The sequence below is a fragment of the Streptomyces sp. NPDC051109 genome (assembly GCF_044455885.1).
In the GTDB taxonomy this organism is placed as follows: Bacteria; Actinomycetota; Actinomycetes; order Streptomycetales; family Streptomycetaceae; genus Streptomyces.
Genome location: NZ_JBITFF010000003.1, coordinates 68,272 through 88,102, shown reverse-complemented (window position 1 = coordinate 88,102; position 19,831 = coordinate 68,272). Strand labels below are relative to the sequence as shown.

The following is a 19,831-nucleotide window of genomic DNA, read 5'->3' as shown; positions in this document are numbered from 1 at the left end:
CCCGCCCCCGCGCACGCGAACGCCCCCGCACCGGATCGGTGCGGGGGCGTCGACGTCTTTGTGCGGATGGTGCGCGAGTGTCAGGAGGACGCACTCTCGGCCGGTCGGATCAGAATGCGCTGGCCTACGGCGGCCGCCTGCTGCACGATCCGGTTGACGGAGGCCGCGTCCACGACGGTGCTGTCCACGGCGGATCCGTCGACATCGTCCAGGCGCAGAATCTCGAAGCGCATGGGGCTTCTCCCTTCGTCAGTGTTCTCCTTGCACTGTTCCAACGAAGTGTAAGAGGCAAACATTCCCTACGCTAAAGAAATTTTTTCACTCGCTAACTAACCGTGCGGGTGGGCGTCCCAGAACGAGGCCAGTGCACCGGCCGTGACCTGCGGATTCTCTGCATTCGGGGAGTGTTCGGCACCCGCCACGACCACCCGGGCCGCACCCAGTCGCCGTGTCATCTCGTCCATCAGCGGGACCGGCCACGCGTAGTCCACCTCGCCGGACAGCACCAGCTTCGGCAGCTCCACGGCGCTCAGCCCGTCCACCCGGTCCGGTTCGGAGACCAGGATCCGGCCTGTGGCGATCAGCTGCTCGGGCACGGTGGCCAGCCACCGCCCGCGCAGGAACTCCGCCAGCTCGGGGGAGTCGGGCACCGCGTCCTCCGGGTCGAAGGACCGCATCGCCGTCCAGACGCCCGGCATGTCCTCGCGCATCGCCTCCAACGCGGCGACCAGCAGCTTCGTACGCTCCTGCTGGTCCTCGGCGATCGCGGCCGGCCCGCTGCTCATCAGCGTGAGGGAGGCGAAGGGCGCGGCGTCGCGCAGTACCGCGGCCCGCGCGATCAGCCCGCCCAGCGAGTGGCCGACCAGGTGGACCGGACCCCCGTCCACGGCGGCGGCCTGGGCGAGGACGTCCTGTGCCAGCTCCTCCAGCGCGTACGCCGACTCCTCGCGCGGGCCGGGGCTCTCGTGCTGTCCCCGCCCGTCGACCGCGACCACCCGGTACCCGGCGGCGGCCAGCGGCTCCAGGAGGCCGATGAAGTCCTCCTTGCTGCCCGTGAACCCGGGAAGCAGCAGGGCGGTGCCGCGGACCGGCTCGCCGGCCTCGTGCACGGCGAAGTCTCCGCGGGCGGTGGACAGGAGGTGCGCACGGGCACCGGCGGGCAGAGTGAGGCGGGGCGGCTTGCTCATGCGCCAGAGGCTACCGGGCTGAGGTTACCGGCGCGTAGGGGCGGTGTGTACGGCCCGGACACGCCGGTGGCCCGGCCCCCTCGGAAGGGGACCGGGCCACCGGACGGCGCAGCGGGGATCAGGCCTCCGCGGTCTCCGCGACGGGAGCGACGGCCTTGCGGGTCCGCGTGCGCTTCGGCTTCGCGGGGGCCTCCTCGGCCACCGGCGCGGCCGGGGCCTCGACGACGGCAGCGGCGGCCTTGCGGGTCCGGGTGCGCTTCGGCTTGGCCGCGGCCTCCTCGGCCACCGCGACGGCCTCGGCGACCGGAGCGGCCTGCGCGGCCTTGCGGGTCCGGGTGGTCGGGGCGCTGCGGCGGGCCTTGACCGGGGGCTCCACGGGAGGGGCCACCTGGAAGTCCGGCTCCGGGGCCGCGTCGACGACCTTGCGGGTCCGGGTCCGGCGGGCCTCGACCACCGTCTCCGCGGCCGGAGCCTCGGCGATCGGGGTCACCTGGGCGAGGACGGGCTTCTGGGTGGGGACCCGGCGGGCCCGGACCGGCTCGGCCTTGACCGGCTCGGCCGGCGGGGCCTGCAGGAACTCGGGCTCCGCGAAGACCGGAGCCTCCGCGACCTTGCGGGTCCGGGTCCGGCGGGCCTTGACCGGGGCCTCCTGGGCCGGAGCCTCCGCGACCGCGACCGCGGCGGCGGGGGCGGCCTCGACGACCGGAGCGACCGGGGCCGCCTCGGCCACGGCGGCGGCAGCCGCAGCGGCCGTGGTCACCGACCGGGTCCGGCGGCGGCGCGGCTTGCGCGCCTCGTCGCCGGCCGGAGCCTCGGGGGCCTCCGCCACCGGCGTCACGGCAGCGGTCTCGGCGCCGAGATCGGCACCGCCCCGCGTACGGCGGCGCTGGCGCGGGGTGCGCGTACGGGCCTCGCGCTCCTCGACCGGTGCGGCGGCGGCAGGACCGCGGTCACCGCGGTCACCGCGACCGCCACGGCCACCGCGGCCGCCGGTCTCGCCCAGGTCTTCCAGGTCCTCGGCCTTCAGGCCGGCCCGCGTGCGCTCGGCGCGCGGCAGGATGCCCTTCGTGCCCGCCGGGATGTTCATTTCCTCGAACAGGTGCGGGGACGTGGAGTACGTCTCGACCGGGTCGTGGAAGTCCAGCTCCAGCGCCTTGTTGATCAGCTGCCAGCGCGGGATGTCGTCCCAGTCGACCAGCGTGACGGCGATGCCCTTGTTGCCCGCGCGGCCGGTGCGGCCCACGCGGTGCAGGAAGGTCTTCTCGTCCTCGGGCGTCTGGTAGTTGATGACGTGGGTGACGCCCTCGACGTCGATGCCGCGCGCGGCGACGTCGGTGCACACCAGCACGTCGACCTTGCCGTTGCGGAACGCGCGCAGGGCCTGCTCGCGCGCGCCCTGGCCCAGGTCGCCGTGGACGGCGCCGGACGCGAAGCCGCGCTTCTCCAGCTGCTCGGCGATGTCGGCCGCCGTGCGCTTGGTGCGGCAGAAGATCATGGCGAGCCCGCGGCCCTCGGCCTGCAGGATGCGGGAGACGAGCTCCGGCTTGTCCATGTTGTGCGCACGGAAGACGTGCTGCTTGATGTTGGCGACGGTCACGCCCTCGCCCTCGGGCGAGGTGGCGCGGATGTGCGTCGGCTGCGTCATGTACCGGCGGGCCAGGCCGATGACCGCGCCCGGCATGGTCGCCGAGAACAGCATCGTCTGGCGCTTGGCCGGCAGGTAGTTGATGATCTTCTCGACGTCGGGCAGGAAGCCCAGGTCGAGCATCTCGTCGGCCTCGTCCAGGACGAGGGCCTTGACGTGCGACAGGTCGAGCTTGCGCTGGCCGGCCAGGTCGAGCAGGCGGCCCGGGGTGCCGACGATCACGTCGACGCCCTTCTTGAGCGCCTCGACCTGCGGCTCGTACGCGCGGCCGCCGTATATGGCGAGGACGCGGACGTTGCGGACCTTGCCCGCGGTCAGCAGGTCGTTGGTGACCTGGGTGCACAGCTCGCGCGTCGGGACGACGACGAGGGCCTGCGGGGCGTCGGTCAGCTGCTCGGGCGTCGCCCGGCCGGCCTCGACGTCCGCGGGGACGACGACCCGCTCCAGCAGCGGAAGGCCGAAACCGAGCGTCTTGCCGGTTCCGGTCTTGGCCTGGCCGATGACGTCCGTGCCGGAAAGGGCGACGGGGAGGGTCATCTCCTGGATCGGGAAGGGGGACACAATGCCGACGGCCTCAAGGGCTTCGGCCGTCTCGGGAAAGATCCCGAGGTCTCGGAACGTAGTCAGGGTGCTGCCTCTTCTGTGAGACGCGGCGCGAGGCGGCGAGGGGGGTCGTACCGTGCCGGGCTTGCAGTACTGCGCCCTCCCGGGAATCGGGAGAGCCATTACGAAGCTGCGCGGGACCACTGGCCTTCGCTCAAGCGCTTGTGCCGCTGAGGGGGCCCCTCGTGGAGAGGTCGTACGCATGGACGTACGCATCACGCCGAGGGCGGTCGGGTGGAGCCGATCGGGCCACCGACCGGGCATCCTCATTCGGATGGCCCGCCGAGTATCCGGCAGGCGCATTACCACTGTACCCCGGAATCGCGCAGGTGTGTCGGGTGAATTCACCTGGTAGTCGCGTTTAGGCAGACCAGTAGTGACCCGATGCGGTGCCTTGAGCGGGGTTCCGGCGGGCTATTGTGCGGAGCATGTCGACCGTTGATAACGCATCGCCCTCCGACGACAGCGCCGCCGCCGAGACGGCCGGGATCGCTGCCCAGGACTGGGCGACCGCCTCCGCCTCGCCGCAGTACCGGGCAGCCGTCGTGGACCTGCTGGGAGCGCTCGCGTACGGAGAGCTCGCGGCCTTCGAGCGCCTGGCGGAGGACGCGAAGCTCGCGCCCACCCTCGACGACAAGGCCGAGCTCGCGAAAATGGCCTCCGCGGAATTCCATCACTTCGAGCGGCTGCGCGACCGCCTCGCGGCGATCGACGTCGAGCCCACCGCCGCCATGGAGCCCTTCGCCAAGGGCGTCGACGACTTCCACCGCCAGACCGCGCCGTCGGACTGGCTGGAGGGCCTGGTCAAGGCCTACGTCGGCGACTCCATCGCGAGCGACTTCTACCGCGAGGTCGCCACCCACCTGGACACCGACACCCGCGCCCTCGTCGTGAGCGTGCTCGACGACACCGGCCACGGCGGCTTCGCCGTCGAGAAGGTGCGCGCCGCCATCGAGGCCGACCCGCGCTGCGGCGGCCGGCTCGCGCTGTGGGCCCGCCGGCTGATGGGCGAGGCGCTCTCGCAGGCGCAGCGCGTGGTCGCCGAGCGCGACGCGCTCTCCACGATGCTGGTGGGCGGTGTGGACGGGATGGCGGCCGGCTTCGACCTGGCGGCCGTCGGCGAGATGTTCGCCCGGATCACCAAGGCGCACACCAAGCGCATGGCCGCACTGGGCCTCGCCGCCTGATCGTTTTCCCTGCCTGTCCTGCTCGTACGTCGGCCCCGGCGCGGAATCCCGCGCCGGGGCCGACGTACGACCTGACGTTTTACGGGTTCAGTCGGGCGTGCGGGCTCGACCGGAGGACCGGTCACCCCTGGGAGGGGAGCGAAAACGGAGCCCGGCGGGATGAGCGCCGGGGCCCCGCGCCGGGGCGCAGCAGCAGCGACAGCACCACCGCGGACACCAGCACCGAGCCGACCAGGGTGGCGAAGAGCGTGTTGTGTCCCGGGCCGAGCGCGAACTGTGTCAGGTACGCCCCGAAGAGGGCGCCCAGAACCCCGCTGACCAGCACCATCCGCGGGGACGGCAGCCGCCGGGCCAGCACTCGCAGGGCCGCTCCGGCAAGGGCGAGGCCCAGGAGGGCGGAGCCGAGCGCTTCCAACAGCAGCATGGGGGTCTCCCGCAGGTCAGGGGCAAACCGGGTCACTGCGGTCCTACCCGAAGCGGAGGAAAGGGAAACGGCCCGGTGGAATCAACCACCGGGCCGTTTCACCCAGTTCTTCCGAATGCCGGTCGCGATGCGTCAGAGCGCGCCGAAACCGACCTTGCGCACGCTCGGCTCGCCCAGGTCGACGTACGACAGGCGGTCGGCCGGCACGAGGACCTTGCGGCCCTTGTTGTCGGTGAGGCTCAGCAGCGGCTCCGAACCGGTCAGCGCGGCGGTGACGATGCGCTCCAGCTCCTCGGCGCTCAAGTCGCTCTCCAGCACGATCTCCCGGGGTGCGTGCTGCACGCCGATCTTGACCTCCACGGCTTTGTCCCTCCGATGGTCGGTTGTGCGCGATCAGCCGCGCCGTACCCGGACCACATTAGCCCGGAGAGGGGACCCGGATGCGGCGCTCCGGACACGCTCGCAGCGAACACCGGCGGGCCAGGGCCCCCGGCCGTACCGGGGTCGGGCCCGCACCGCCCGGTCAGGCCTGCGGCGCCTGGCCGCCCTCCGTACCGTGCAGCGGGAAGCCGGCGATGCCCCGCCAGGCCAGCGAGGTCAGCAGGCCCACCGCCGTGTCCCGGGCGACCGGGCTCTCGCTGGAGAGCCAGTACCGGGCCACGACCTGGGAGACGCCGCCCAGGCCCACGGCGAGCAGCATCGACTCGTCCTTGGACAGGCCGGTGTCCTCGGCGATGACGTCGGAGATGGCCTCGGCGCACTGGAGCGAGACGCGGTCGACGCGCTCGCGCACCGCCGGCTCGTTCGTCAGGTCGGACTCGAAGACCAGTCGGAACGCGCCCCCCTCGTCCTCCACGTACGCGAAGTAGGCGTCCATGGTCGCGGCCACGCGCAGCTTGTTGTCCGTCGTCGACGCCAGCGCCGTGCGCACGGCGAGCAGCAGGGCCTCGCAGTGCTGGTCCAGCAGCGCCAGGTAGAGGTCGAGCTTGCCCGGGAAGTGCTGGTACAGCACGGGCTTGCTGACGCCGGCCCGCTCCGCGATATCGTCCATCGCGGCCGCGTGGTAACCCTGCGCGACGAAGACCTCCTGGGCCGCGCCCAGGAGCTGGTTGCGTCGGGCTCGGCGCGGCAGTCGCGTGCCCCGGGGACGCGCTGCCTCCGTCTGCTCGATGGCTGTCACGCCGCCTCCCACTTTCTCTAAGAACACAGTGCGCTCTGCGCCGCGCGGCCATCGTACTTTTCGGTAACCGAATCTGTAGGGTCCAAGCCGAGTTTTCTCGCTTGACGGACCGCCCGGAGACGCTGGTCAGCGGTAGTCGTCCTCGTCCAAGGGCACCACCCGCGCCTGCTCGGCGGCGTCCCCGTCCGCGGCCTCGTCGCGGTCCACTCCGGTGACCCGGTCGTCGTCGTCCGGCTGCAACTCGGCCAGCTGTTCCGCCGCATCGGCCTCGGGCGCCTCGGGGTCGAGGGTCTCCGGGAATCGCTCCCGGAAGGTTTCCGGCTCTGCGGGGTCGACGGTCATGTGGCTCCCCTTCTTCCCTCGCCCCTCGTGGGCCGGCCTCGTCGGTGGCCTGCCTCATCTATGAGCGTAGGAGGATCGCGGATACCCCGCTACGCGGATCCCAAGCATCTGTGATGCCGAACACAAGAGTCCGGACGTGATCGTCTCGTAACATTGGCCGCATGTCTTCGACCGAGCTGCCGGGTGTGCGATCCACATCCGACGCGTCCCCCCAGGTGGGGGCCGTCCACGTCGCCGAGGGGGAGCAGCTGCGCATCGCGGTGCTGCCCGGACTGGAGCTCGCCGTCCGGTCCCGGCCCCCGATGCGCACGGGCCTGCCGCCCGCACTGTTCGTGCACGGACTCGGCGGTTCGTCGACGAACTGGACGGACCTCATGGCACAGCTGGAGGACAGCGTCGACGGCGAGGCCCTCGACCTGCCCGGCTTCGGCTGGTCCCCGCCGCCCGCCGACCGGGACTACTCGATCACGGCGCTGGCCCGCGCGGTCATCCGGCACCTCGACGCCGCCGGCCGCGGCCCCGTCCACCTCTTCGGGAACTCCCTCGGCGGTGCCGTCTCCACCCGCGTCGCCGCCGTCCGCCCCGACCTGGTGCGCACGCTCACGCTGGTCTCGCCCGCGCTGCCCGAGCTGCGCGTGCAGAGGTCGGCCGTCCCGACCGCCCTGCTCGCCGTACCCGGGATGGCCTCGCTGGTCGGCCGGCTGACCCGAGGGCTGAGCGCCGAGGAGCGCACCCGCGGGGTGACGGCCCTCTGTTACGGGGACCCCTCCCGGGTGACACAGGAGGGCTTCGCGCACGCCGTCGCGGAGATGGAGCGGCGGATGGCCCTGCCGTACTTCTGGGAGGCGATGACCCGCTCCTCGCGCGGCATCGTCGACGCGTACACCCTCGGCGGCCAGCACGGACTGTGGCGCCAGGCGCAGCGGGTGCTCGCCCCGACCCTGCTGGTCTACGGCGGCCGGGACCAACTGGTCTCGTACCGTATGGCGCAGAAGGCCGCGGCGGCCTTCCGGGGTTCGCGGCTGCTGACCCTGCCCGAGGCCGGGCACGTGGCGATGATGGAGTACCCCGGGGTGGTGGCGCAGGCCTTCCGCGAGCTGCTGCACGACACCGACCCGGACACGCGTGACACGCCGGACATCCGAGACGCCGAAGACGGCAGAGGCTGAGGACCGTGGGACGACATAGTCGCAAGGGGCCCGCTCCGGCCCCCGCCCCTGTCCGCCCGGCGCCTTCGCCGGCACCGGGGGCGGAGCCGTCGGCGGAGTTCCCGTACGAGGAACGCCGCCCGTACGCGGAGCAGGCCCCGTACGAGGAGCAACTGCCGTACCAGGAGCGGGCCCCGTACGCGGAGCCGTCCGTCTTCGAGGAGCGCCGCCGCCCGTACGGGGAGCAGCGCGCCCACGACGACGGACTCCGGACGTACGAGGAGCGGTGGCCCTCCGGCGGGTACCCCGCGTACGGGGAGCCGCGCGGCGGCCACCCCGAGCAGCGCGAGCCCGGCGGCGCCTGGGGCGCGGGGTCCGACGCGGTGTACGGGGATTGGCGCGGCGTACCGCGGGCGGGCCGGTCCGCGTACAGTGCGCCGGACCCCGCCGTGCCGGACACCGACACCCCCGCCTTCGGCACCCCCGCGGTCGGCTTCCCGCGGGTGACCCTCCCGCAGCCCGCGGCCGCCCCCCCGACCTCCACCGGCCCGCAGCGCCTGGTGCCGGGGCCGCGTGCTCCGGTGGCCGCTCCGGTCGCGGCCCCGGCCGAGCCCGCCGAACCGCTCGCGCCGTCCGCGCCGTCCGTGCCGTCCGCTCCCGCCGAGGAGCCGCCCGCCTCCGGTCGCGGGCGGAAGGGCCGTGCGTACACCGGGATGGCCGCGGCGGCCGTCACCACCGCGCTCGCCGTCGTCGTCGCCGTACAGATGGCCACCGACGGCGGCAGCGGCTCCACGCCCACCGCGCGCTCCGCGGGCGACACCCAGAAGCGCGCCGATCCCGGCAAGTCCGCCGCCTCCCGCTCCGACGGCCGGGCGACCCCGGCGGCGGCCGCGCCCGCCCAGGAACTGTCGTACGAGCAGAAGATGGCCCAGCAGTTCCCCGTCGACGAGAAGCTGAAGGGGCCGGGCACCTTCGACACCGTCCCCGGGGTGGCGCCGGCGCCCGGGAAGGGCAAGAAGATCCGCTACCGGGTCGACGTCGAGCAGGGGCTCGGCCTGGACGCGCAGCTGTTCGCCGAGGCCGTCCACCGCACCCTCAACGACGACCGCAGCTGGGGCCACGGCGGCACGAAGACCTTCGAGCGGGTCCCGGGCGGCGAGGCCGACTTCGTCATCACGCTGGCCAGCCCCGGCACCACCGGCGTGTGGTGCGCGAAGTCCGATCTGGACACCACCGTCGACAACGTCAGCTGCGACTCCGCGTCCACGGACCGGGTCATGATCAACGCGTTCCGCTGGGGTCAGGGCTCCGCGACCTACGGCGCGGACCAGATGTTCGCCTACCGGCAGATGCTCATCAACCACGAGGTCGGCCACCGGCTCGGCCACGGGCACGTGAACTGCCAGACCCCGGGCGCGCTCGCGCCGATCATGCAGCAGCAGACGAAGTCCCTCGACATCGGCGGGATCCAATGCAAACCCAACCCCTGGGTGTTCCCCGGGAGTTGACGGTCCGGAGGGGGTGAACGGCGGGATGTCGCGTTGACAACCCGTCCGATGGTCGGCAATTGTTCTCCGCATGTCGCACCGCCACACCACCGCCGCGAGCGCCGCCATTGAGCTGGCGCTGCTCGGTGTGACCGCGCACAGCGTGGCCGACGTCCTCTGTCGCTGACGCCCACCCGATCGCGCCGCGACCCCCGCCTTTCCGCTTGCCTCGCCGCGCCCGGGTGCATCCATGCCCGCGGGCGCGGCTTCCTCGTTCCACCGGCATGCAGCCGCACAGGCCTGCTGCCGGTCTCCGACTGCTGACCGCTGCCCCTCGCGTGGCCTTCCCCGCCATTCCGTTCGGTGCCCGAAGCCGGGCACACCACGCCGAGAGGTCCCTTTCCCATGCCCCGTCAGTCCCAGACACCGCGCCGCGTGGCCGCCGTCGCCGTCAGCCTCGTCCTGGCCGGAGGCGCCGCGGCGTGCGGGCCCAAGGACGCTGCGGACCAGTCCTCCGGCACGTCCGGCGCCGCGGGCGGCGCCCCGCAGAAGGGCGGCACCCTGACCGTCCTCAACTCCGAGCCGCAGAACGACTTCGACCCGGCCCGCCTCTACACCTCCGGCGGCGGCAACATCCCCTCGCTGGTCTTCCGTACGCTCACCACCCGCAACCGCGAGGACGGCGCCGCCGGCACCAAGGTCGTGCCCGACCTGGCCACCGACACCGGCAGGCCCAACGCCGACGCCACCGAGTGGACGTACACCCTCAAGGACGGGCTGACGTACGAGGACGGCACCCCCATCACCGCCGCCGACGTCAAGTACGGCATCGAGCGGTCCTTCGCCGCCGAGCTGTCGGGCGGAGCCCCGTACCTGCGGGACTGGCTCGTCGGCGGCGAGAGCTACGAGGGCCCGTACAAGGACGGCGGCAAGGGCCTCGACTCGATCCTCGTGCCCGACGCGAAGACGATCACCTTCAAACTGCGCAAGCCCGAGGGCGAGTTCCCCTTCGTGGCCACGCAGACGCAGTTCGCGCCCGTCCCCAAGGCCAAGGACACCGGGGTGAAGTACGAGGAGCACCCCGTCTCCTCCGGCCCGTACAAGGTCGTCAAGAACGAGAACGACGGCGAGCACCTCACCCTGGAGCGCAACGCGCACTGGGACCCGAAGACCGACGAGGAGCGCAAGGCCTACCCGGACCGCATCGACGTCCGCTCCGGGCTCGACGCCGCGGTCATCAACCAGCGGCTGTCCACCAGCTCGGGCGCCGACGCGGCCGCCATCACCACCGACACCAACCTGGGCCCCGCGGAGCTCGCCCAGATCGGCGGCTCCGGCGAGAAGAGCGAGCTGGCCGCCCGGGTCGGCACGGGCCACTTCGGCTACACCAACTACCTCGCCTTCAACCCGAAGGTCGCCCCCTTCGACAACCCGAAGGTGCGCCAGGCCATCTCGTACGCGATCAACCGCACCAGCGTGGTCAACGCGGCCGGCGGTTCCGCGCTCGCCGAGCCGGCCACCACCTTCCTGCCCGAGCAGAAGGCCTTCGGCCACACCCCGTACGACCACTTCCCGGCGGGCAAGGCGGGCGACCCGGCCAAGGCCAAGGAGGTGCTGAAGGAGGCCGGCTTCCCGGACGGGCTGAGCATCACCCTGACCCACTCGACCGCGCAGAACCGGCAGACCAGCCCCGAGGTCGCGACCGCGGTCCAGCAGGCGCTCGCCGCCGCCGGGATCACCGTCAAGCTGGAAGGCCTGGAGAACAACGCGTTCAACGAGAAGCGCTGGGACGCCAAGAACACCCCCGGCTTCTTCCTCTCCCGCTGGGGTGCCGACTGGCCCTCCGGCGGCCCCTTCCTCGCGCCGATCTTCGACGGCCGGCAGATCGTCGCCAACGGCACCAACTACAACCACGCGCAGCTGAACGACCCGGCCGTCAACGCCGAGATCGACGAGATAGCCAAGCTGACCGACCTCGCGGAGGCGGGCAGGCGCTGGGGCGCACTCGACAAGAAGATCGGTGAGCAGGCCCTCGACGTGCCGCTCTTCCACCCGGTCTACAAGCGGCTCGTCGGCAAGGACGTCAAGAACGTCGTGATCAGCGACTGGACGGGCGTCCTCGACATCTCGCAGGTCTCCGTCAAGTGACCGCGATCCTCCGGCAGTCGGCGCCGCCGGAGCCCGGGGCCCCCGCCCCGGGCGCGGGCGCCGCGCGCCAGGTCTGGCGGCGGCTGCGCAGGCGGCCCCCGGCCGCCGCGGCCGCCGCCGTCCTGGCCCTCCTCGTCCTCCTCGCCCTCGCGGCGCCCCTGCTCGCCCGGTTCACCGGCCAGGACCCGAACGCCTACCACGACGGGCTCGTGGACTCGGCGCGCGGCGGTGTCCCCCTCGGCTCCCTCGGCGGGGTCTCCGCCGACCACTGGCTCGGCCTCGAACCCGGCACCGGCCGCGACCTGTTCGTCCGGCTGCTGTACGGGGCGCGGATCTCCCTGCTCGTCGCGCTCGGCGCCACCTCCGTCCAGATCGTCGTCGGAGTCGCCGCCGGACTGGCCGCCGCCCTCGGCAACCGCTTGGCCGGCCACCTCATCGGCCGGCTCACCGACGTGATGATCGCCCTGCCGGCGCTGGTGTTCGCCATCGCGCTCACCGCCGTCGTCCCCGGCGACTTCCCGCGCCCGCTGCTGCTGATCCTGGTCATCGGCCTGCTGGGCTGGGGCTCGACCGCCCGGGTGGTCCGGGCCCAGACCCTGGCCCTGCGCGAGCTGGACTTCGTCGCCGCCGCCCGGCTGTCCGGCAACGGCACCCTGCGCATCGCGCGCCGTGAACTGCTGCCGTCGCTGGCAGCACCCGTCATCACGTACGCGGCGATCCAGGTCCCCGCCAACATCGTCGCCGAGGCCTCGCTGTCCTTCCTGGGCGTCGGCGTGAAACCGCCGACCCCCTCCTGGGGGCAGATGCTGTCCAGCGCCCAGACCTGGTTCCGCGCCGACCCCCTCTACGTCCTGCTCCCGGCCGGGCTGCTCTTCGTCACCGTGCTCGCGTCCACCGTCCTCGGCGACGCCGTCCGCACGGCCCTCGACCCGCGCGAAGGCTCCCGCCTGCGGATCGGCACCGGAAAGGAGGCCGCGGCGTGACCCGCTTCCTGCTCAGCCGGATCGGGGGAGCGCTCGTCGTGCTGCTCGCCCTGTCCGTCACCGTCTACCTCCTCTTCTACGCCGCCCCCGGCGACCCCGCCCGGCTCGCCTGCGGCGAGCGCTGCAATCCGGCGCAGGTCGCCCAGGTGCGCGAGCAGCTCGGCCTCAACGACTCGGTGGTCGTCCAGTACCTGCACTTCCTCCAGGGGCTGTTCACCGGCCGGGACTACTCCGGCGGCGCCGGACTGGTGCTGCACTGCGACGCGCCCTGCCTGGGGTTCTCGTACCAGAACGACCAGCAGGTCACCGAGCTGCTGCTGGACCGGCTGCCGGCCACCCTGTCGCTGGCGCTCGGAGCCCTGGTGATCTGGCTCGTCGTCGGCGTCGGCACCGGACTGCTCTCCGCGCTGCGCCGCGGGGGACCGACGGAACGCGCCCTGACCGTGCTGACCCTGGCCGGGACCGGGACGCCCGTGTTCATCCTCGGACTGCTGCTGCTCATGGCGGTCTGCGCGTACCTGCAGTGGCTGCCGTTCCCGACGTACGTACCGCTGGGCGAGGACCCCGAGCAGTGGGCCTGGAACATGCTGCTGCCCTGGATCACGCTCGGTGTCTTCGAGAGCGCCAAGTACGCCCGGCTCACCCGCAGCGCCACCCTGGAGACGCTCGCCGAGGACCACATCCGCACCTTCCGCGCCTACGGCGTGGGGGAGCGGGCCATCGTCACCCGGCACGCGGCGCGCGGAGCGGTGGCCCCGGTGATCGCGCTCAGTGCCGTGGACTTCGGGACGATGGTCGGCGGCGCCGTGCTCACTGAGTCGCTGTTCGGGATCCCCGGGCTCGGCAAGACGCTGATCGACGGGGTGCGGGTCGTGGACCTGCCGGTGGTGGTCGGCGTCGTCCTGGCCATCGGCGCGGCCGTGGTCGTCGCCGGCGCCGTGGCCGACCTGCTGTACGCGCTCGCGGACCGAAGGGTGGCGCTGACATGAGCGGGTTGCTGGTGGAGGTCCGCGACCTTGCGGTCGACTTCCCGGTCGACGGCCCGGCGGGGTACGTACGCGCCGTCGACGGGGTCTCCTTCACTCTGGAGGCGGGCGGCGCCCTCGGCATCGTCGGCGAGTCCGGCAGCGGCAAGTCCACCGTCGCCGCCGCCCTGCTGGGACTGCACCGCGGGACCGGCGCCCGGCTCGGCGGCTCGGTCCGGGTCGGCGGCACGGACGTCGGCGCGGCCTCGGCCGCACACCTGCGGGCGCTGCGCGGCGGCACCGCCGCCATGGTCTTCCAGGACCCCCTCAGCTCCCTGGACCCGTACTACGCCGTCGGCGACCAGATCGCCGAGGTCCACCGGATCCACGCGGACGTCTCGCGGCGCGCCGCGCGGGCGCGGGCGGTCGAGGTGCTGGACCGGGTGGGCATCCCCGACGCGGTGCGGCGCGCGCGGGCGCGCCCGCACGAGTTCAGCGGAGGTATGCGGCAGCGGGTGCTGATCGCCATGGCGCTGGCCTGCGAGCCGCGGCTGCTGATCGCCGACGAGCCGACCACGGCGCTCGACGTCACCGTGCAGGCGCAGATCCTGGAGCTGCTGCACGGACTGCGCGAGGAGCGCGGGCTCGGCCTGGTGCTGGTCACCCACGACGTCGGCGTGGCGACGCACAGCGTGGACGAACTGCTGGTCATGCGGGACGGCGCCGCCGTGGAACGCGGCCCGGTGCGGCGGGTCCTGGCCGCTCCGGCCCACGCGTACACGAAGGACCTGCTGGCAGCCGTACCGAGGCTGGACGGTCCGCGGCAGCCGCGGCCGACCGGCCCGGCAGCCGGCGCCGCCGACGTGGGCGTACCCGTCGTCGAAGCCGTCTCGCTGCGGCGGGAGTTCGGACGGGGCAAGCGGCGCGTCGCCGCCGTCGGCGGGGTCTCGCTCTCCGTACGGGCGGGGGAGACGCTGGGCATCGTCGGCGAGTCCGGCAGCGGCAAGAGCACCCTCGGGCGGATGCTCGTCGGCCTGCTGGAACCCGGCTCCGGGCAGGTCCGCCACGACGGCCGGGCGACCGGGGGCCCGGTCCCCGGGGTCCAGATGGTGTTCCAGGACCCGGCGTCCTCCCTCAACCCGCGCCGCACCGTGGGCGAGTCCATCGCCGACCCGCTGCGCGCGGCGGGGGAGCGCGACGAGGCCGCGATCCGGGCCCGGGTCGGGGAACTCCTGGTCCGCGTCGGGCTGGAGGCCGGGCACGGCGACCGCTACCCGCACGAGTTCAGCGGCGGCCAGCGCCAGCGGGTCGGCATCGCCCGGGCCCTGGCGCCCCGGCCGCGGCTGATCGTCTGTGACGAGCCCGTCTCCGCGCTCGATGTGACCACGCAGGCACAGGTCACGGCCCTGCTGGCGGAGCTCCAGCGGGAGCTCGGGATCGCGCTGGTCTTCATCGCGCACGACCTCGCCGTGGTCCGGCAGGTCAGCGACCGGGTCGCCGTCATGCGGGGCGGACTGGTCGTCGAGGAGGGCCCGGTGGACGAGGTGTACGACCGCCCCCGGCACCCGTACACGCGCCAACTGCTGGCCGCGGTACCCGCCGTGGCGGCCGCCGCGCCCGTCCCGGCCGGCGCGGGAGGCGCCCGGGGCACGAGGGCCGCAGGCCCTTTCTAGCGCGCTCGAACGCGGGCCGTGGGCGAAAGTTACGACTCTTCACCCCTTCCGGTGGCGCGACGGACAACCGTCCGTCGCGCCTTCGGCATATCCGCTTGAGTTTCCCGCGGCGGGTCGCCGGACCACGGTGACCGCCTGAACGGGAGATCGGGGGTGCCACTCGTGCGGATCGGACTGCTCACGGAAGGTGGTTATCCGTATGCGACGGGAGAGGCGCGGCTGTGGTGCGACCGGCTGGTCCGAGGGCTGCCGGAGCACGAGTTCGAGCTCTACGCGCTGAGCCGCAGCGCCGAGCAGGAGGAGCGCGGCCGGGTCGTCCTGCCCGAGCACGTCACCCGCGTCTGGACCGCCCCGCTCTGGGCCCCGGCGGACGACGGGCGCACGTACTCCCGGCGTGAGCGCCGCCGCTTCGCCGACGGCTTCAAGGAGCTGGTCCGCGGGATCTGCGCGGGCGAGCCGGAGCCCGACGCCTTCGCCGCGGGACTGTACGGGCTGGCCGAACTCGCCCGCGATCAGGGCGGACTGTACGCGGCCCTGCGCTCCGAGACCGCGGTGCGGGCGGTGGAGTCCGGCTGCCGGGCCCCCGGCGCGCGCCGCTCCGTGCAGCGCGCCCAGGTGGCCGACCTGCTGGACTTCGTCGACGAACTGGAGCGGCTGCTGCGCCCGTTGTCCCTCGACTGGTACGAGGACCTGCGCGAGGTCGACGTCTGCCACGCGGCGGCGGGAGGGATCGCCGCGCTCCCCGGCCTGCTGGCCAAACGCTTCTTCGGGGTTCCGCTGCTGGTCACGGAGTACGGCGTCCAGCTCCGGGCCCACTACCTGGAGCACGCGGCGGACCTGTCGGCCCCCGGCGGGAGCGCGGCCGGGACCGGCGGGCGGGGAACCGCGCAGCGGCCCGCCGTACGGGCCCTGCTCGCGGCCTTCCACATGCGGCTCGCCGCCGAGATCTACGCCGAGGCCGACCTCCTCACCCCCGGCAACGCGCACGCCCGCCGCTGGCAGGAGCGCTGCGGCGCCACCCGCGACCGGCTGCGGACGGTGTACCCGGGGATGGAGGCGGACCGATTCGCCACCGTCGGCGAGGACCCGGACTGCGGGGACCCCGACACCCTGGTCTGGGTCGGCCGGATAGAGCCCGCCAAGGACCTCGTGGCCCTGTTGCACGCCTTCGCCGAGGTGCGCCGTGCCGCACCGGACACCCGGCTGCGGATCTTCGCGACCGCCGTGGTCCCCGGCTACCTCGCCGACTGCCGCTCGCTCGCCGCGCAGCTCTTCCCCGACGAGGCCGCAGACGCCGTCACGGTCGGGGAGAACCCCGTCACCTTCGAGGAGATCGGCGGACCCGAGGCCCCTTCGCCGGCCCACGCGTACGGCTCCGGGCGGATCGTCGTGCTGTCCTCGGTGATCGAGGGCTTCCCGATCACGCTGGCCGAGGCGATGCTCTGCGGCCGGGCCACCGTCTCCACCGACGTCGGCGCCGTCTGCGAGGTCATCGGCGGTACGGGCCTGGTCGTCCCGCCGCGCAACCCGCGGGCGCTGGCCGACGCCTGCCTGTCGCTGCTGCGGGACCCCGAGCGGTCCCAGCGGCTCGGCGCGGCAGCTCGGGCGCGGGCCCTGGAGCTCTTCACCGTCGAGCAGAACGTGGCCGCCTTCCGGGACATCTACCTCCAGCTGCTGGCCCACGGACCGGGGCGGGCGGAAGGCGGGATCCCGTTCGAACAGCCCCTGGAGGCCCGGGTTCCGGGGCACTGGACGAGCCCGACGTGGGCGGGGCCGGGGGCGGGCGCGGACCGGGCCGCGGGCTCGGCTTCGGCGGCCGTCGCGGCTTCCGCCGCGGCTTCTGCTGCTGCCGCTTCGGCATCCGCTTCGGCATCCGCTTCGGCATCCGCTTCGGCTTCGGCTTCGGCGAAGACGCCGAGCACGACCACGACCACGGCCACGGAGGCGACCGTATGACCCTGGACGAAGCCGCCCCCGTCGCCTCGGCCCCCCGCCGCAGGTCCGCCGGGGACCCCGTCAAGACGCTGCTCCACCGCCACCGGGCGCTCTGCGAGCGCGCCGTGGACCCGCTGGAGATCGCCGCCGGGCTGGAGGCGCAGGGCATCACCGACCGCACCGCCGCGCGCTTCCGGCACCGGGACGTGTTCTCGCTCGCCGAGGAGCTGTACGCCCGTACCCCGCGCGGGGACGAGCCGGTCGCGCCCTCCGCCGCCCGGCCCTGCGACGCCCGGGCCTTACGGGGCTTCGGGTACGCCCTGCTCCCCGGGGCGCTCGCGCTCGGGGCGAGCGCCGCGGGGATGCCGTTCGCGGGGCCCGCCGCCGTGCTCGTCACCGTCGCCGCCCTGGTGCGGCCCGCCAGGCCCGGGCGGGCCGCCGCAGGGCGGTTCCCGTACGCCGTGCTGCTGCTCGCCGCGGCCGCCGCCGGCTGGGCGGTGTACCGCGACGGCGTCCCGCTCGGGGTCGGCCTCGCACTGGCCGCGGCCCCCGCGCATCTGGTCGGCGCCGTGTTCGCCGCCCGCGCCCGGAGCCGGCTCGCCGGGAGCCGGGCCCTGGAGGACTTCGCCGACCGGGCCCGACCGCTGCTCGTCGCGGCCGTCCTGGTCTTCGGCGCGGCCGCCGCGGGGGCGGCCGCGCTCGCCGGGACCCCGCTCGCCGGCGCCGTACCGCTCGCCGTGCTGCTGTTCCTCACCCGCCTGCTGCTCGGGCACGGGGCTCCGCGCGGGCCCGTCGCCGCAGCCCTGGCACTCGCCCTGGTCCCGAGCCCGCTGGCGGTGCCCGCCGCCGCCGCGGGGCTCCTCGTACACGCCGTCCTCGCGCTGTCCCGGGCGTCCGCGCACGCCCGGCCCTGAGCCCGGCCGCCCCGCCCCCCTCCCCGCCGCCGCTCTTCGGAGCCGTACCCACCCCTACCCCCGCCCCCCCGTCCCGCCCATCGACCAAGGAGACACAGGATGACCGGCCAGCCAACCAACCAAGGGGACGCGCGATGAGGGTGTTGCTGATCGGAGCCAACGGATACCTCGGCCGCTACGTCGCCGACCGGCTGCTCGCCGACCCCGCCGTCCAGCTCACCGCGCTCGGCCGCGGCGACGACGCGGACGTCCGCTTCGACCTCGCCACCGGCAGCCCCGGCGCCCTCACCCGGTTCCTCGACGCCGTCCACCCCGGCGTCGTCATCAACTGCGCCGGGGCCACCCGCGGCGGGGCCCGGGAGCTGACCCGGCACAACACCGTCGCCGTGGCCACCATCTGCGAGTCCCTGCGGCGCAGCGGCTGCGGGGCCCGTCTCGTCCAGCTGGGCTGCGCCGCCGAGTACGGGCCCAGCCAGCCCGGATCGTCCACGGCCGAGGACGCCGTGCCGAGACCTGGCGGGCCGTACGGCGTCAGCAAGCTGGCCGCCACCGAGCTGGTGCTCGGGTCGGGACTGGACGCGGTCGTCCTGCGGATCTTCTCGCCCGTCGGGCCCGGCACCCCGGCCGGCTCCCCGCTCGGCCGGCTGGCCGAGGCCATGCGCCGCGCGATGCAGAACGGGGACGGCGAGCTCAAGCTCAGCGGGCTCGGCGTGCAGCGCGACTTCGTGGACGTACGGGACGTGGCGCGGGCCGTGCACGCCGCCTCCCTCTCCGCCGCCCAGGGCGTCGTCAACATCGGCACCGGGCGCGCGGTCCGGCTGCGCGACGCGGCGGCGGTGCTGGCCCGCGTCGCCGGGTACGGAGGCGCCCTGCACGAGCTGGACGTACCGCAGCAGGGCCAGCACGGGCCGGGACACGGGCAGGGGCACGGGCAGGGGCACGGCCACGGACCGGGTCACGGGCAGGGGGGACTCGGACACGGCCACCAGGTCGGCGGCCGGCCGCCGGGGCTCGCCGCCATCGGCTCCCCGCGCTCCGAAGCGACGGCCGAGCAGCTCGCCGCCGGTGCGGTGGCGCCCCCGTACCCGTACCCCGACGGCTGCGGCGCCTGGCAGCAGGCCGATGTGCGCACGGCGCGGGACCGGCTGGGCTGGCGCCCCCGGATCGGCCTGGAGGAATCCCTCGCGGACATCTGGATGGAGGCGGCGTGCCGCATCTGACGACCGCGGCCACGGCGGCCGCCGCGACCGAGGCGGGCCGGCTCGGCCTCGGCGTCCCCGGATACGCCCACCCGCTGCTCGCCCCGGTCGAATGGGCCGAGCTCACCCGGCCCGGGACCCCGCTGCACTGGACGGTGCTCAACGTCACGGAGGGACCCGGCGGCCGGCCCGACCCGCACTGCACGGAGGCCGCGGGCAAGCTCCGGGAGGCCGGCGGGACCGTCCTCGGCCATCTCGCGATGCGAGACGGTTCCCGCTCGTTCGGCGAGCTGGTCTCCGACGCACACCGCTTCCTCGACTGGTACCGGGTCGGCGGCTTCTACCTGGCCGAGGCCCCGGCGGACCGGGCCGAACTGGCCGTCGTACGCCGGGTCGCCGACACCCTGCGCGGCCTCGGTGAGGACCTCCGCATCGTGCTGGGGCACGGCACGCACCCGTACGAGGGCTATGCGGAGGCCGCCGACCAGTTGGTCACCTTCTCCGGGGCGTGGGCCGACTACCGGTGGTCGCAGGTGGCGGAGTGGACCGCCGAGCATCCGCCCGAGCGCTTCTGCCACCTGGTCCACGGGGTGCCGCGGACACATCTGGAGGAGGCCGTCCGGATCGCCCGCTGGCAGGGCGCCGGCACGATCTGGTTCACCGACCGGGGCGGCGCCGCGGGCCGCGACCCGTGGGCCTCCATGCCCGCGTACTGGGACGAAATCGTCTCGCGGATCGGACCGGGTGTCTCGGAATGAAGAAGGGCGTGGCAGTGTTACGGGAAGAACCACCGTTGAGACTTAACCATCTA

The 19,831-nt window shown here is 74.0% G+C and carries 19 protein-coding genes; 12 read left to right on the top strand and 7 right to left on the bottom strand.

Features of this window, described 5'->3' with window-relative positions:
* Positions 1-80: 80 nt before the first annotated feature.
* From ACIBAD_RS06150 to ACIBAD_RS06140, 3 genes are all read right to left on the bottom strand, one after another.
* Positions 81-233: a hypothetical protein gene (locus ACIBAD_RS06150; protein WP_166663124.1), complete on the bottom strand. Its 153-nt coding sequence runs from the start codon at positions 231-233 to the stop codon at positions 81-83.
* 96 nt (positions 234-329) lie between these two features.
* A complete protein-coding gene (locus ACIBAD_RS06145) occupies positions 330-1,187 on the bottom strand; it encodes an alpha/beta hydrolase (RefSeq protein ID WP_134071462.1) in 858 nt (285 codons plus the stop codon).
* Between the two features lie 118 nt (positions 1,188-1,305).
* Entirely contained in the window at positions 1,306-3,558 is a 2,253-nt protein-coding gene (locus tag ACIBAD_RS06140; RefSeq protein WP_398904883.1) for a DEAD/DEAH box helicase, read from the bottom strand.
* Between the two features lie 305 nt (positions 3,559-3,863).
* Here ACIBAD_RS06140 and ACIBAD_RS06135 point away from each other — a divergent pair, with 305 nt between their 5' ends.
* Entirely contained in the window at positions 3,864-4,622 is a 759-nt protein-coding gene (locus ACIBAD_RS06135; RefSeq protein ID WP_134071458.1) for a ferritin-like fold-containing protein, read from the top strand.
* A 121-nt stretch (positions 4,623-4,743) separates the two neighbouring features.
* Here ACIBAD_RS06135 and ACIBAD_RS06130 read toward each other — a convergent pair whose 3' ends face one another.
* The 4 genes from ACIBAD_RS06130 to ACIBAD_RS06115 all read right to left on the bottom strand — a co-directional run bounded on the left by ACIBAD_RS06130 (position 4,744) and on the right by ACIBAD_RS06115 (position 6,568).
* Complete coding sequence (locus ACIBAD_RS06130; protein WP_398904880.1) at positions 4,744-5,046, bottom strand: hypothetical protein; 303 nt, start codon at positions 5,044-5,046, stop codon at positions 4,744-4,746.
* Between the two features lie 132 nt (positions 5,047-5,178).
* Positions 5,179-5,406 carry a DUF3107 domain-containing protein gene (locus tag ACIBAD_RS06125; RefSeq protein ID WP_030153467.1) on the bottom strand — a complete coding sequence of 76 codons (228 nt, stop codon included), beginning with the start codon at positions 5,404-5,406 and terminating at the stop codon, positions 5,179-5,181.
* A gap of 163 nt (positions 5,407-5,569) precedes the next feature.
* Positions 5,570-6,226, bottom strand: a complete 657-nt coding sequence (locus ACIBAD_RS06120; RefSeq protein WP_030153469.1) for a TetR/AcrR family transcriptional regulator — start codon at positions 6,224-6,226, stop codon at positions 5,570-5,572.
* A gap of 126 nt (positions 6,227-6,352) precedes the next feature.
* Entirely contained in the window at positions 6,353-6,568 is a 216-nt protein-coding gene (locus tag ACIBAD_RS06115; RefSeq protein WP_134071456.1) for a hypothetical protein, read from the bottom strand.
* Positions 6,569-6,729: 161 nt separating this feature from the next.
* On the opposite strand from ACIBAD_RS06115, the gene ACIBAD_RS06110 reads away from it, so the two are divergent.
* The 11 genes from ACIBAD_RS06110 (at position 6,730) to ACIBAD_RS06060 (ending at position 19,778) form a co-directional block, all read left to right on the top strand.
* Positions 6,730-7,737, top strand: coding sequence for an alpha/beta fold hydrolase (locus tag ACIBAD_RS06110; RefSeq protein WP_134071454.1), 1,008 nt, complete (start codon positions 6,730-6,732; stop codon positions 7,735-7,737).
* Positions 7,738-7,742: 5 nt separating this feature from the next.
* On the top strand, positions 7,743-9,224 hold the full coding sequence (locus tag ACIBAD_RS06105) for a DUF3152 domain-containing protein (protein WP_398904878.1): 1,482 nt from the start codon (positions 7,743-7,745) through the stop codon (positions 9,222-9,224).
* A gap of 70 nt (positions 9,225-9,294) precedes the next feature.
* The gene (locus tag ACIBAD_RS06100; RefSeq protein ID WP_398904876.1) at positions 9,295-9,390 is read left to right on the top strand and encodes an Ms4533A family Cys-rich leader peptide; all 96 of its coding nucleotides are present in this window, start codon (positions 9,295-9,297) and stop codon (positions 9,388-9,390) included.
* 218 nt (positions 9,391-9,608) lie between these two features.
* Entirely contained in the window at positions 9,609-11,351 is a 1,743-nt protein-coding gene (locus ACIBAD_RS06095) for an ABC transporter substrate-binding protein (protein WP_398904874.1), read from the top strand.
* Positions 11,348-12,334 (top strand): ABC transporter permease, encoded by a 987-nt coding sequence (locus ACIBAD_RS06090; RefSeq protein WP_398904872.1) that lies wholly within the window; start codon positions 11,348-11,350, stop codon positions 12,332-12,334. Before ACIBAD_RS06095 ends, ACIBAD_RS06090 begins: the two co-directional genes overlap by 4 nt.
* Positions 12,331-13,323: an ABC transporter permease gene (locus ACIBAD_RS06085; protein ID WP_398904870.1), complete on the top strand. Its 993-nt coding sequence runs from the start codon at positions 12,331-12,333 to the stop codon at positions 13,321-13,323. The genes ACIBAD_RS06090 and ACIBAD_RS06085 overlap by 4 nt, the downstream gene beginning before the upstream one ends.
* A complete protein-coding gene (locus tag ACIBAD_RS06080; RefSeq protein ID WP_398904868.1) occupies positions 13,320-14,972 on the top strand; it encodes a dipeptide ABC transporter ATP-binding protein in 1,653 nt (550 codons plus the stop codon). Before ACIBAD_RS06085 ends, ACIBAD_RS06080 begins: the two co-directional genes overlap by 4 nt.
* A gap of 162 nt (positions 14,973-15,134) precedes the next feature.
* The gene (pelF, locus tag ACIBAD_RS06075; protein ID WP_398904865.1) at positions 15,135-16,928 is read left to right on the top strand and encodes a GT4 family glycosyltransferase PelF; all 1,794 of its coding nucleotides are present in this window, start codon (positions 15,135-15,137) and stop codon (positions 16,926-16,928) included.
* Positions 16,925-17,821: a hypothetical protein gene (locus tag ACIBAD_RS06070; protein WP_398904862.1), complete on the top strand. Its 897-nt coding sequence runs from the start codon at positions 16,925-16,927 to the stop codon at positions 17,819-17,821. Before pelF ends, ACIBAD_RS06070 begins: the two co-directional genes overlap by 4 nt.
* Positions 17,822-17,955: 134 nt before the next feature.
* Positions 17,956-19,041, top strand: a complete 1,086-nt coding sequence (locus ACIBAD_RS06065) for an NAD-dependent epimerase/dehydratase family protein (RefSeq protein ID WP_398904860.1) — start codon at positions 17,956-17,958, stop codon at positions 19,039-19,041.
* Positions 19,029-19,778, top strand: a complete 750-nt coding sequence (locus ACIBAD_RS06060; protein WP_134071436.1) for a spherulation-specific family 4 protein — start codon at positions 19,029-19,031, stop codon at positions 19,776-19,778. The genes ACIBAD_RS06065 and ACIBAD_RS06060 overlap by 13 nt, the downstream gene beginning before the upstream one ends.
* Positions 19,779-19,831 lie beyond the last annotated feature (53 nt).